Annotated in this window: 10 protein-coding genes and 1 pseudogene; 7 read left to right on the top strand and 4 right to left on the bottom strand. The window is 47.7% G+C overall.

Going from position 1 to position 12,617, the window contains the following annotated elements:
- The 3 genes and pseudogenes from NDI33_RS10025 to NDI33_RS10015 form a co-directional block, all read left to right on the top strand.
- Positions 1 to 411, top strand: a pseudogene (locus NDI33_RS10025) (photosystem II q(b) protein); the annotation flags it as partial.
- A gap of 335 nt (positions 412 to 746) precedes the next feature.
- Positions 747 to 1,841 (top strand): chorismate synthase, encoded by a 1,095-nt coding sequence (gene aroC / locus NDI33_RS10020; RefSeq protein ID WP_190676666.1) that lies wholly within the window; start codon positions 747 to 749, stop codon positions 1,839 to 1,841.
- A gap of 7 nt (positions 1,842 to 1,848) precedes the next feature.
- Entirely contained in the window at positions 1,849 to 2,703 is an 855-nt protein-coding gene (locus tag NDI33_RS10015) for an MBL fold metallo-hydrolase (protein ID WP_190414328.1), read from the top strand.
- A gap of 41 nt (positions 2,704 to 2,744) precedes the next feature.
- Here the strand turns inward: NDI33_RS10015 and NDI33_RS10010 are convergent, their stop codons facing one another.
- On the bottom strand, positions 2,745 to 3,683 hold the full coding sequence (locus NDI33_RS10010; RefSeq protein ID WP_190676664.1) for a phosphodiester glycosidase family protein: 939 nt from the start codon (positions 3,681 to 3,683) through the stop codon (positions 2,745 to 2,747).
- 164 nt (positions 3,684 to 3,847) lie between these two features.
- Between NDI33_RS10010 and NDI33_RS10005 the strand changes: the two genes are divergently transcribed.
- The gene (locus tag NDI33_RS10005) at positions 3,848 to 4,909 is read left to right on the top strand and encodes a hypothetical protein (protein ID WP_242033174.1); all 1,062 of its coding nucleotides are present in this window, start codon (positions 3,848 to 3,850) and stop codon (positions 4,907 to 4,909) included.
- Between the two features lie 159 nt (positions 4,910 to 5,068).
- A complete protein-coding gene (locus tag NDI33_RS10000; RefSeq protein WP_347275917.1) occupies positions 5,069 to 6,217 on the top strand; it encodes an isomerizing glutamine--fructose-6-phosphate transaminase in 1,149 nt (382 codons plus the stop codon).
- 27 nt (positions 6,218 to 6,244) lie between these two features.
- On the opposite strand, the gene NDI33_RS09995 is transcribed toward NDI33_RS10000, so the two are convergent.
- A complete protein-coding gene (locus NDI33_RS09995; RefSeq protein ID WP_190676662.1) occupies positions 6,245 to 7,105 on the bottom strand; it encodes an SH3 domain-containing protein in 861 nt (286 codons plus the stop codon).
- Between the two features lie 924 nt (positions 7,106 to 8,029).
- On the bottom strand, positions 8,030 to 9,145 hold the full coding sequence (locus NDI33_RS09990; protein ID WP_190529213.1) for a serine/threonine-protein kinase: 1,116 nt from the start codon (positions 9,143 to 9,145) through the stop codon (positions 8,030 to 8,032).
- 235 nt (positions 9,146 to 9,380) lie between these two features.
- On the opposite strand from NDI33_RS09990, the gene NDI33_RS09985 reads away from it, so the two are divergent.
- Positions 9,381 to 10,130, top strand: coding sequence for a DUF561 domain-containing protein (locus tag NDI33_RS09985; RefSeq protein ID WP_190414319.1), 750 nt, complete (start codon positions 9,381 to 9,383; stop codon positions 10,128 to 10,130).
- Between the two features lie 183 nt (positions 10,131 to 10,313).
- Here NDI33_RS09985 and NDI33_RS09980 read toward each other — a convergent pair whose 3' ends face one another.
- On the bottom strand, positions 10,314 to 11,438 hold the full coding sequence (locus NDI33_RS09980; protein WP_190676660.1) for an aminotransferase class I/II-fold pyridoxal phosphate-dependent enzyme: 1,125 nt from the start codon (positions 11,436 to 11,438) through the stop codon (positions 10,314 to 10,316).
- A gap of 346 nt (positions 11,439 to 11,784) precedes the next feature.
- Between NDI33_RS09980 and fetB the strand changes: the two genes are divergently transcribed.
- Positions 11,785 to 12,564, top strand: a complete 780-nt coding sequence (gene fetB, locus NDI33_RS09975; RefSeq protein WP_190414315.1) for an iron export ABC transporter permease subunit FetB — start codon at positions 11,785 to 11,787, stop codon at positions 12,562 to 12,564.
- Positions 12,565 to 12,617: the final 53 nt, after the last annotated feature.

The raw sequence follows: 12,617 nt of genomic DNA, 5'->3' as shown, positions 1-12,617 counted from the left end.
CGTGAAACCACCGAAACCGAATCTCAGAACTACGGTTACAAATTCGGACAAGAAGAAGAAACCTACAACATCGTGGCAGCCCACGGCTACTTCGGTCGGTTAATCTTCCAATACGCTTCCTTCAACAACAGCCGTTCCTTGCACTTCTTGTTAGGTGCATGGCCCGTCGTCGGCATCTGGTTCACCTCTTTGGGAATCAGCACGATGGCATTCAACCTGAATGGTTTCAACTTCAACCAGTCAGTGATTGACAGCCAAGGTCGGGTCATCAACACTTGGGCAGATGTCATCAACCGCGCCAACCTGGGTATGGAAGTGATGCACGAGCGCAACGCTCACAACTTCCCCCTCGACTTGGCAGCAGGTGAGTCCACCCCAGTGGCTCTGGTTGCTCCCAGCATCAATGGCTAATCGCTAGAAACTCTAGCTAAATAAAAACGCTCTCCGCAAGGGGGGCGTTTTTTGTTTGGGGAAATAGAAAAAGCAAAGGACGTACAAGAAGCGATCGCACCCGATACAGAACTTTGCTTGATAAGGTGAGCAAGCGTGCTGGAGTACGTGTGGCTGCTGATAAGTAGATAGGAAAATTAAAAAAATATAAGCTCTCTCTCCTCTTACCTCTGCGCCCTTTGCGTCCTTGGCGGTTCGTTTAAATAAAAACAGTTGCAGCGAGATGCGCGATCGCTTCCCATCTCAATCGCGATCGCTGTTAAGATACAAATCGCTATGCATCCTCCTTAAGTATTATGGGCAATACCTTCGGGCATCTATTTCGCATCACTACATTTGGCGAGTCCCACGGCGGTGGCGTCGGGGTGATTATCGATGGGTGTCCACCGCAATTGGAAATTTCTGCCGAAGAAATTCAGGTAGAACTCGATCGGCGGCGTCCGGGACAAAGTAAAATCGTCACACCCCGCAAAGAAGCTGACACCTGCGAAATTCTTTCCGGCGTATTTGAAGGCAAAACCTTGGGAACGCCAATCGCAATTTTGGTGCGAAACAAGGACACTCGCCCCCAAGATTATGATGAGATGGCACAGAAATATCGCCCTTCTCATGCTGATGCGACTTACGATGCTAAATATGGCATTCGCAACTGGCAGGGGGGCGGCAGATCCTCAGCGCGGGAGACAATTGGACGAGTAGCCGCTGGCGCGATCGCTAAAAAAATCCTTCATCAAGTTGCTGGAGTTGAAATCATCGCCTATGTCAAGCGCATCAAAGACTTAGAAGGCGTTGTCGATCCCAACACTGTCACTTTAGAACAAGTAGAAAGTAATATTGTCCGCTGTCCGGACGCCGAATGTGCAGAGCGGATGATTGAAAAAATTGAGCAGGTAGGGCGAGAAGGCGACTCTATCGGCGGAGTTGTAGAATGTGTTGCCCGTCATCTACCCAAAGGGCTAGGTTCGCCAGTATTTGATAAGCTGGAAGCAGACCTGGCTAAAGGTGTCATGTCTCTACCAGCAAGTAAAGGATTTGAAATTGGCTCTGGTTTTGCCGGTACTTTGTTATTGGGCAGCGAGCATAATGACGAATTCTCGATTGACGAAAGTGGCGAAATTCGCACCAAAACGAACCGTTCCGGCGGGATTCAGGGGGGCATCTCCAACGGAGAAAATATTATTCTTCGGGTGGCATTTAAACCAACAGCCACCATTCGCAAAGAACAGCGCACCGTGACCCGCGAGGGTGAAGAGACTATACTAGCAGCTAAGGGGCGTCACGACCCTTGCGTTTTGCCCAGAGCGGTGCCTATGGTAGAGGCAATGGTGGCTTTGGTGCTTTGCGATCATTTGCTACGCCATCAGGGTCAGTGCGGTACTTTAAAGCCTTGAGAGTGAAATGGAAACCAGCCCTTCTTCCGAGTTTTTGCTTCAGTTTTGGGGTGTGCGAGGCAGTATCCCCTCCCCTGGAAAAGATACCGTTCGCTACGGTGGCAATACTTCTTGTATAGAAATGCAAATCGGTGGGAAACGCCTGATTTTTGATGGCGGCACCGGCTTGCGCCTTCTATCTAAGGATTTGATAAACCAGCAGCAGTCAGTAGAAGCTTATATGTTTTTTACTCACTACCACTGGGATCATATTCAAGGAGTGCCATTTTTTAAGCCAGCTTTTATGGAGGGCAATTGCTTCCACATTTATGGGGCAGTGCCACCGGATGCAGACTCCATGAAACAGCATTTCTGCGATCGCGTGATGCACTCAAATTCTCCAGTGCCCCTGCAAGGCATGGAAGCTGACTTGAAATTTTACGAGTTAATTTGTGGCGATACCTTTCAGGTGGATGATATCACCATTGAAACCGGCCCGCTGAACCATCCCAACGGCGCGATGGGATATCGGGTGACGTGGCAGGGGCACACCGTGTTCTACTGTACGGATACGGAACATTTGCCGGATCGCCCAGATGAAAATGTGCTGCACTTAGCCCGCGAAGCCGATGTCTTGATTTACGATGCCATGTACACCGATGAGGAGTATAACAACCCCAAATCTCCCAAAGTCGGCTGGGGGCACTCTACTTGGCAGGAAGGGGTGAAAGTAGCGCAGGCAGCAGGTGTCAAGCGGTTGGCAATCTTTCACCACGAACCGAACCACAGCGATGACTTTCTCGATCAAATTGAGACACAAGTTCAAGAAGTCTCGCCCGGTTCGTTCCTTGCCCGTGAAGGGATGATTGTGCAGGTAAATTAAAAAATGCAAAATTAAAAATTAAAAAATAAGATTGTTTATTTTTAATTTTTAATTCTTATCGGTCGCGCATAAAAGCCCAGATGGTTCGCCACTGGGCGCTGTCGCATGGGGATTCGAGTATGAATCGGTGAATTGAGCGATGCTCCTAACACTTCGTTAGGCTTCCCTCCAGGACGCGCTACCACCAGCGTTGTCGAACCGCCGCCATCCAAGTTCAGCGCCCGATAAACACCCAACTCGGCAAGAATATTTTGTAGCTCAATTATACTGACGCCCTCACTATAGAAACGCTGGCGACCATCAACCAGAATTAACCACAATTTCTCGCCGCTTTCATCAGTCGCAACCACTGTGCGCGGAAATAACTTTTTTTGATCGCGGTTATCTTTCATCACCACTAAGTTGCCGCGTTCGATGATGATTTCGCCGCCTGCCAAAGCTTGAGCCGTATCCGCAGGACAACTCGCCTTGCTGATTTGGGCACGATTATCCTGAGAAAAACACAAAACGGGCCAGCCTCGCTCAAACGCAGAGTAGGTGACGCCGTTAGAAATCGCCTGCCCCAATACGTTCACGGGTTCGCCGCTGTGGGGATAATATAACAGCCATTGCTCTTGGAATGGGTAAAAAAAGCTACCATTGATTGCCAATTGCAAGTTAAATTCCCGCAAAAAGTCACTGGTCGTTTGTGCTACGGTTTCTTTTCCTTGGGTGGGTTTTCCTGGCGTTACTAACACCCCAATTCCTGGCGCTTTTAGGTCGATAGTGACAACGTGGATCGTTAGGGGGCGCGGTGTTGAGCGGGGAATGCGCCGATAAACGATACCTTGAAATAGCGGTTGCTGAACGTCGGTGCGGGGTGGACGACTGAGACACGAAACGCCATAGAAGACACTATAGAGTCCCAGAGACAACAGCACCAGACTAAGGGCAATGGCACTGAGCGATCGCTTCCAGGAAATTTTGCGTCGTTTGCTCATGCTGGTTGAGGATTTTTCGACCACCGATTATCCCAAGATATCTTCTCATTTTGAAGCAAGGGCCGCGATCGCATTCTCAGCGCATTCTCATAGCTAAGAGCGATCGCGCATCATTGAATAGCACTTAGGATAAAAAAGAGTTTTAAGTTCGTAGGACGCAAGCCATGCGATTACAGTGGTTACTGTGGGGATCAATCCTCAGCGTTGGGCTGTCAGCACTGCCCGCTCAAGCACAGATAACAGATGCTAAAGTAGCGGCATTCGCAGAAGCGCTCAGGAAGGCAGCACCCCAAACCGGAAAACAGGACGATGGACTCTACAGCGACTGGCAAATCAAACTAAACAACATTTCTCGCTGGTCAAAACAATGCACCGGACGTGCCCTAAGCACAGCGGAATTTGAAGCAAATCCCGCCACCGCACGGAAAGTTGTAGAGTGCATCATGGGCAATATTCTTCGCCAACAGTATCAAGCCGCGGGTAACAATGAATCCGTAGCAGTACAACGGGCGGCTGCTTGGTGGATGACAGGCGATCCCACCCGCTATAACAGTAAAGACATCGCTTCCTACATCCAAAAAGTTTCTGGTTTTTACCAGCAGTCGCGTTCAACTTCATCCGCAGTACCGCCTGCCTCAACCCCACCCAAACCTGCTACCCAACCAGCGGCTAAACCAACTCCAACTCCCACGCCATCACCATCACCCACCTCAAACCAGCCACCCGCAAAACCCCCTGTCACAACGGCGGCGGCTACCAATTCAGCAAAGATTTCTGATACCCATGTAGGGGCACTGGTGGAAGCGTTACGACGGGCAGCACCGCAAACTGGCACCGCTGATGATGGACTCTACAGCGAGTGGCAAGTTAAACCAGATAATATACCCGGCTGGTCAAAACAATGCATCAATCGGGAACTAACACCGACACAATTTGAAGGCAGTCCCGTAACCGCACGAAGCATTTTGGTGTGTGTCATGCGCGACGTGTTGCGGGACGAGTTTCAGGCGAGTGGCAACAATGAGGTGGTAGCGGTACAACGGGCGGCTTCCTGGTGGATGACGGGCGATCCCACCCGCTATAACAGCAACGAAACCGGCCCTTATACAGAAAAAGTTCTTGGTTTCTATCAAGAGTTGCGCTCAACTTCATCGGCTTCACCACCTACCTCTAACCAGGCAGCTACAAATTCAGCGACAGAGCCGAAGTTATTTCCCCATCGCTAAACTGTTCGTAGTAGGGCAGAGGAACCTAGAACAGGGAGCAATTTCCTTTTAAGGGTAGGTTATTTTTCCTTCTTCCCCAACCAAGTCCGGGAATACTGCTGATAGGAGGCTCTAGCTCCTATCGGCAGCAGCCAATCCAATTAACATTTCTAGTGCAGCGTGAATTCTCCTAAAGAAAAGGTATTTTCCCACTTCATGCTCAAGGAAATCCATGAGCAATCAGAAGTTGTCCGAACTTGTTTAGAGGCTTTCTCAGAAATTCGTTTTAACGATAAACAGCCACGGCATGAATTGACTCAACAACCTCTAAACTTAGGTTTATCATCCAACTTTTACGATGGTATAGACCAGATTAAAATTCTTGCTTGTGGTAGTAGTCTTCATGCCAGCTTAGTAGGTAAATATCTATTAGAGCAAGTGGCTAAAGTGCCAACAAGCGTACACTATGCCTCAGAATTTCGGGATGCACCATCGCCTCTAACTCCGAATACTCTCATTGTTGGCGTTACCCAATCTGGAGAAACAGCAGATACTCTCGCTGCCTTAGAAATAGAAAAACAGCATTGTTCTGGTGACACTCGATTTTTAGGAATTACCAATCAGGCGGGAAGTTCCTTAGAAAAGCTAGTAGATCGTACAATTCATACTTTGGCAGGAAGTGAAGTAGCGATCGCTGCCACCAAAACCTTTGTCGCTCAGTTGATAGCGTTCTACTGTTGGGCGCTTGATGTAGCATACTGCCGTCAAACTCTATCGAGCGATCGCCTGCATCAAATTCTCACGGAATTGCACCGAATCCCCGAGCAAATTGATTTAATTTTACAAAGCCAAAAGCACGTCATCGAGCAGCTAGCCAAAGATTTTACCCATACCCAAAACTGCATTATTTTAGGGCGCGGGATTAATTTTCCTATCACTCTAGAAGCAGCACTAAAACTGAAAGAAACCAGCTATATCCACGCAACAGGTTATCATGCTGGAGAGTTTTTGCACGGCCCAATTGCGATGCTAGATTCTTCTGTGACTGTAGTAGCGATCGCAATGCCCGGAGTTGTTTATGAAAAAATCCTTGCTAATGCCCAAAAAGCAAAAGCAAGGGGGGTTCAGCTCATTGGGGTGACATCCACAAACAATCCAGAAATTACAGGCATCTTTGATCGGGTATTGACTGTCCCGGAGGTGGACGAATTACTTTCTCCGATCCTGACAGTTATTCCGCTGCAACTCTTAGCCTATTACGCGGCTGTTCATCGGGGATTGGATGTTGACCGCCCCAGAAATTTGACGAAGACTTTGGCTGTGGATTAACCTGTTGATTTCAGAAATTGCGATCGCTTAATTCCCATTTCCTGGCAAGAAGTAACGTAGTCGCCATTGTCCGCGAGTCCGCACAAAACTGACGCGGTAATCGGTTTCTGAATCGTACACATAGCGGTTGAGAACCCAACCTTTTTTACCATTCCCGAGTTTCACTGGCGTCCAACCATCGATAACCTTTTCCTTCACCTCTTTCTGCATCTGCTCTGGTAGGCTGTTAAAGGTGTTGCCATCAAACCCTACAAAATCGTAAGACACAACCCCCACAACTTTGCTACCTGCCCCAGGGTTTGCACGGACATTCACATTTTGTCCTAAAATTGCCAGTTGTCCAACATTCGGTTTATCTGGGCGAATTGACTCCAGTGCTTTTGCGATATCTGGACACACCCAAACATCAGATCCCGGTTCTTTGTTCGCCACTTTTGCCTGATTGTCGGTAGCACAACCTAAACTAAGTGCCTTATCCATGTATGCCCAAAATTTAGAATTTTTGTCATCAATGTTGTAGCTGTCCAAATTGAGCGTACCGCCATAGTTCCATTCAGTTTCTGAGGTGACAAGCGTGCGAATAAAATTAGCATCCCGCCGACTAATGGCATCTAAAAGACGCACGCGAAACTGAGAAAACGAACTTTTGTCTGGCGGAGTTGTTTGAGTCCCAGTTGGTTTTGGAGTCGGCGGCGTATACGGTGGGGGCGATACCGCCACAGACGGGGGTATTGTCGGTTCTAGTGTCTCCGTTGTCGCCGGAGGAGCTGGAACTTCAGTTGTGGGTTGTGGTGGTTGGCTGTTGCGGTAGCTAATCGTTGCTAAAGTGGAACCTGCGATCGCTCCTATAGCGATCGCGCATATTATTAAAATTTGATAAGGTTTCATTCTCCCCTCCTGTTCGATATTCCAAGTTCCTACGTTTTCAATGCCTTATCTTTGGCGGAGCCAGTGCAAATCCTGCTTGTTTGCTTTTACTGCTTTCAGGATTAACTTGCTAAAGCGGTTGGGTATTGATTCCCATTTTTTTACTCATAGAAATACCCTCACCAATCATTTTTTGACGAGGAAATAACTTATAAAACTGATTTTGAGCTTTTTAAGTAGCAAGCTTCATCAAGGGGATGCCAGTTTGTTAAGCTGCCACATGATTTCTAAGTTATTTTCGTGACTAAAGCTTTTTTGATTGAGTGCCATTTTAAATAACTTTCACAACCTCATTGGCTTTTCTATGGTTAATGATTATGATCTAAAACAAATTATTTTCATAAGATTTTTCCTTGGTCTTTGGCGATACACATCAGATACCTCATCCCCTGAGATGGGAGTGCGGCTACGCTAGAAGAAAGAGAGATAATAAGAAACTGAAGTGTAGCGCTTAAACAGGTGAATTGATATCAGCTCGCTCTCAAACTTTTTACTAAATTAGACGCTTGATTGAGCTAAATGTTTCCCTCTGTAAGCTTGAGAAATCTAAAACAACTTTTTATATTTTATCAATTAATAATAGACCGAGATAATGCAGCGAGCCTAAACGATTCATGAAGGTGATATCCTCGAATTCTCTAAGAATTCGAGGATATGAACCGCTGGTCCGCCACTTAAATGGGATTGCTATATAAGCAACCGTTCCCTTTTTCCTTTAGGAAAAGATTTTTTTAGAAGATATCTGAAAGGAATATTGGCATCTTGTCTGGGCTTTCACTCTCAGGAAATAAACTGCTGCACCCAATAGGAAACTTCTGCCCAAAAGCGGAAGCCTTTGTTGAGCAATGGTGTAATAACCAACTATAATTTTCCCACTACCAATTCCTAAAGTCCTGAGTTACCAGAACTGCTAATGATGCTATGACGGTGTCTTTTCTTAGGATCTCGTTGCTTTGCCTGCCACCTAGCTTTCCAATCTCGAAGCGCGATCGCTGTTCTGGCGGTAGGAGAAACATAATTTGGTGAATTTGCTTCTGATTTTTTCTTATCCGAATCTTTCCCTGAAGGACGCTGAGTTGTCATAAACTGCGCTAAATTGTCTTGAGGCGATTCCCAGCCAAATGCCTGCATAATCGCTGTTGCAGATTGATAACGTTCGCGTAAAGAGATTTTCAGCATTCTGTTGAGAATTTTGCCAAAGTCTTTACTGACTGATATCGTGTCCTGCCACTGAATCTCACCCGTAGAGCGATCGCTATCAAATTCTAGCGGCGCTTTCCCACTCAACAAGTAAAGACACGTTACGCCTAACGAATAAATATCGCTGGCATAAACAGGACGCAGTGAAAATTGTTCCGGCGGTGCAAATCCAACCGTGCCGATAAACTGGGTGGTTTGCTTCTGACCTCCTGTATCGCTTAAAGGAACCATCTCCTCTTTGACAGCTCCAAAGTCAATCAGTACCAGCCTCCCATCGTCCTGGCAACGGATGATGTTCTGGGGCTTAATATCGCGGTGAATTACATTATTGCCGTGGATGTACTGCAACAATGGCAGGATTTGACGGAGGAAATATTTAACGCCTTCTTCCGATAAGGGACCTCCGCGCCGCACCAAGCGTGCGAGGGTATACCCTCGTACATATTCTTGAACTAAATAGAATTCTCCCTCGTTTACAAAGTAATCTAGCAGCATGGGAATTTGGGAATGGCTGCCCAACTTACTGAGGGTTCTTGCTTCTTGCTCGAAGCGTTTCCGCGCTGTTTGCAGTCCAATCGGATCGCTAAACTTGGGACACAGCTGCTTAATCACGCACAAAGGATCGCCTGGCAAGTTGGCATCTCTGGCTAAAAAGGTGATACCAAAGCCACCTCTTCCCAACATTCGCAGGATCTCATAGCGATCGCGGAACAACTGCTCGGTACCACACAGCTGCCCTAGTTCAGTTTGCTGTAAAACATCTGAGTGAAAAGTTGACAGATTTGTGGGTGGAAAATTCATGACCGTCACTGGCAGGAGGAGGGCAGGAGGGGGGCAGGATCTGCGCTATGCTCCTAGTCTAGATCCCAGTTGTGATAAAAAGCAGAGCGTAATTTTTATTTCCTGATGGTATGGCAATCAGCGGGGATGCACAACCTTCCGCAGTAATATTCCCAGGTAGATCGTTCTGAATGTAGAGACCGGATGATTCGGTCTGTACAATTAAGATGCAAAATTTGCGAGCCAAATCGGGCTTATGACCATGAATACTACACTACAGCGTGTCTTTGACCAAGGTCGTGCTTTAAAAATTATTACCGGATTGAATAACTTCAATCCGGAGCGAGTTGCTGCCACCGTTAAGGCAGCCGACTTAGGCGGTGCTACTTTCGTCGATATTGCCGCAGAACCTAATTTGGTGCGGTTGGCTCGTCAGTTGACAAGCCTGCCAATTTGCGTATCAGCAGTAGAACCAGAACTGTTTGCGATCGCAGTGGAAGCTGGAGCGGATTTGATTGAGATCGGCAACTTTGATAGTTTTTACGCGCAGGGACGGCGGTTTGAAGCAGAAGAAGTGTTGGCGCTGACGCAAGCAACGCGATCGCTGCTGCCAAATATTACCTTGTCTGTCACCGTGCCCCATATTCTGGAGCTAGATCGGCAAGTTCAACTCGCAGAAGCATTGGTAAAAGCCGGTGCCGATATTATCCAAACCGAAGGAGGCACTTCCTCAACCCCGACTCACGCCGGTACGCTGGGACTGATTGAAAAAGCGGCTCCTACCTTAGCAGCAGCTTACGAAATTTCCCGCGCTGTTTCCGTCCCAGTCCTGTGTGCTTCCGGAATTTCTAGCGTTACTGCACCAATGGCGATCGCTGCCGGTGCTGCGGGTGTCGGCGTCGGTTCTGCCATCAACCAACTCAACAGTGAAGTCGCGATGGTAGCGGCTGTTCGTAGCTTGGTGGAAGCACTATCCACTGTCAGCCGCGAACGCATTCATGCGTAATCCCTAAGCGGTCGGAGTGATGAGTGATGAGTTTTGAATTTTGAATAAATCTTGGCTAAGGAACGTGGATTAAAAAACTTACACTGATGCACGTTCTGTAGGGACATGGCAGCGCCATGCCCCTACGCCAGAAATCGAGGTTAATCAATCAACCCTCAAAACTCAAAATTCAAAACTCAAAACTTATCCCAAGCAATCTTTCAAGCTGTAAACCACTTGCTCCTGTTCCGCCAGAGAAAGTTCTGGGAACATGGGCAAGGCCAAAACCTCGTGACAGACTTGCTCCACCACAGGGAAGTCCCCAGATTTATAGCCTAAATTCTTGTAGACCGGCTGTAGGTGTAAAGGCAGGGGATAGTAAACCATCGAACTAACGCCTTGCTGCTGTAGCTGATTGCGAACCTCATCCCGATAGCTGCCGTTACCGGATTGGGTGAGGCGAATCGTGTATTGATTCCAAACACAGCGACCTCCTGGCGTTTCTTGCGGCTTCACCACCCCAGGCACCGGCTCTAACAATCGGTGGTACTGCTGTGCAACCGAGCGACGCAGGTCATTCCACGTATCCAGATAACGCAGTTTAATTTGCAGAATGGCGGCTTGTAGAGCATCCAAGCGGCTATTGATGCCAGTTGCTTCATGATGGTAGCGATCGCGCATTCCATGCTCCCGCAGCATCCGTATAGCAGAAGCGATCGCTGGATCGTTCGTCGTCACCGCACCGCCATCCCCACAAGCACCCAGATTCTTAGTAGGAAAGAAACTAAAGCAGCCAATATGCCCGATGCTGCCTACTTTAGATCCTGCCCACTCAGCGCCTGTGGCTTGGGCACAGTCTTCAATCACCGCTAGATTATGAGCCTGTGCTACGTCCATCACTGTCGTCATATCCACCGGCTGCCCAAACAGGTGAACTGGGATAATGGCGCGAGTTTTAGCGGTAATCGCCTTTTGCAGCTGATCGATATTGAAATTAAACGTATGGGCATCAATATCGACAAAAACCGGCGTCGCCCCCACCACGCTAATTACTTCAGCAGTGGCAATAAAGGTGAAAGGCGTCGTAATTACCTCATCCCCCGGCCCAATCTGTAAAGCCCTGAGAGCTAGATAGAGGGCATCTGTACCAGAGTTACACGCTACACACTCTGCAACGCCCGTGTAAGCTGCAAACTGTTGCTCGAAGCCTGCAACCGAAGGACCACCAATATAACGACCAGAAGCCAAGATGCCTAGAACGGCTGCATTCACTTCTTCACTGATAATTTTGTACTGCCGCGACAGGTCTAGGGGGGGAATATTATTCACTCGTTGACACCACAAATTTTTATCTACATAGAACCAAATTTTGCTCAGAAAGGGAATCCACGCCTCACCATCCTTTGTGATTCAGAATGCCGAACTTACAAAATTGTTTCGCAGAATTTGGCAGATAGAGGGACGATAACAGGAAAACGAAGCAGACCCACAGAGGACAAGGGGAGCATTCCTATTTTCACTCAGTCCTAACTCCTAACTCCTAACTCCTCAGCACTCAGTCCTCAGTCCTCAGTCCTCAGTCCTCAGTCCTCAGTCCTCAGTCCTCCGCCCTCCGCAATCAAAACTTCCTCAACCCTGGCAGAATTAGGGAGAAAGCAAGACCTCATTTTGAACTGTGGATTCTTTAATCGCACTGAACTTTACAGACCTTGTCTTGGCGTTGGGCATGATGGCAGTTGCCATTGGTTTATCCAGGATTCAACAACTCGGATTAGAAGGGCAATTGGCGATCGCGACTGGTCGCACTATTATCCAGCTGTTGGGCGTTGGATATGTATTAGCCTTTGTCTTCGCCTGGAAAAATCCTTGGGCAGTTTTGGCACTTTTGATGGTGATGCTGAGCATTGCCGCAATTGTTGCTCGCAATCGCATCGGCAAAAAAATTCCCCAAGTATTGCCCGTGGTGTGGGGGTCGATTTTGGTGAGTAGCGCCCTGACATTGAGTTACACCACTTTGTTGATCCTTCAGCCGCCCATTTGGTATGAACCCCAGTACCTGATTCCCTTAGCGGGAATTGTACTCGGAAATGCGATGAATGGAGCAGCGATCGCGGGCGAACGGTTGAGCAGCACCGTCAACGCTAGTCGCGCCGAAATTGAAACCCACCTGAGCTTAGGTGCAACACCACAACAGGCGGTTGCACAGTACCGCAAAGATTCCATCCGTGCCGGTTTGATTCCCACTCTCAACCAAATGATGGTTGTTGGAGTCGTGACACTACCGGGAATTATTACAGGTCAATTATTGAGTGGTGTTGACCCGCTGAATGCTGCATCCTACCAAATTTTAATTATGTTTATGCTTGCTTTTACCAACTTAGTGACAACTTTATTAGTCACTCAAGGGCTTTGCCGCCAGTTTTTTACTAGCGAAGCCCAACTCAAGAATCATTAAAAATAAAAAACGGATTTTTTTAAAAAATTCCTGGTTAGTTTAATTCAAATATT

It is taken from the genome of Trichocoleus sp. DQ-A1 (genome assembly GCF_039961955.1).
Classification (GTDB): Bacteria; Cyanobacteriota; Cyanobacteriia; order Cyanobacteriales; family FACHB-T130; genus FACHB-T130.
The sequence above is the reverse complement of the archived record's forward strand: the minus strand, read 5'-3'. Positions and strand labels throughout refer to the sequence as shown.

Bases quoted from the DNA above. Each gene is read 5' to 3' on its own strand.
- aroC (WP_190676666.1), top strand. From the start codon at position 747: ATGGGCAATACCTTCGGGCATCTATTTCGCATCACTACATTTGGCGAG.
- NDI33_RS10015 (WP_190414328.1), top strand. From the start codon at position 1,849: ATGGAAACCAGCCCTTCTTCCGAGTTTTTGCTTCAGTTTTGGGGTGTG.
- NDI33_RS09990 (WP_190529213.1), bottom strand. From the start codon at position 9,145: ATGAATTTTCCACCCACAAATCTGTCAACTTTTCACTCAGATGTTTTA.
- NDI33_RS10005 (WP_242033174.1), top strand. From the start codon at position 3,848: ATGCGATTACAGTGGTTACTGTGGGGATCAATCCTCAGCGTTGGGCTG.
- NDI33_RS10010 (WP_190676664.1), bottom strand. From the start codon at position 3,683: ATGAGCAAACGACGCAAAATTTCCTGGAAGCGATCGCTCAGTGCCATT.
- NDI33_RS09995 (WP_190676662.1), bottom strand. From the start codon at position 7,105: ATGAAACCTTATCAAATTTTAATAATATGCGCGATCGCTATAGGAGCG.
- NDI33_RS09985 (WP_190414319.1), top strand. From the start codon at position 9,381: ATGACCATGAATACTACACTACAGCGTGTCTTTGACCAAGGTCGTGCT.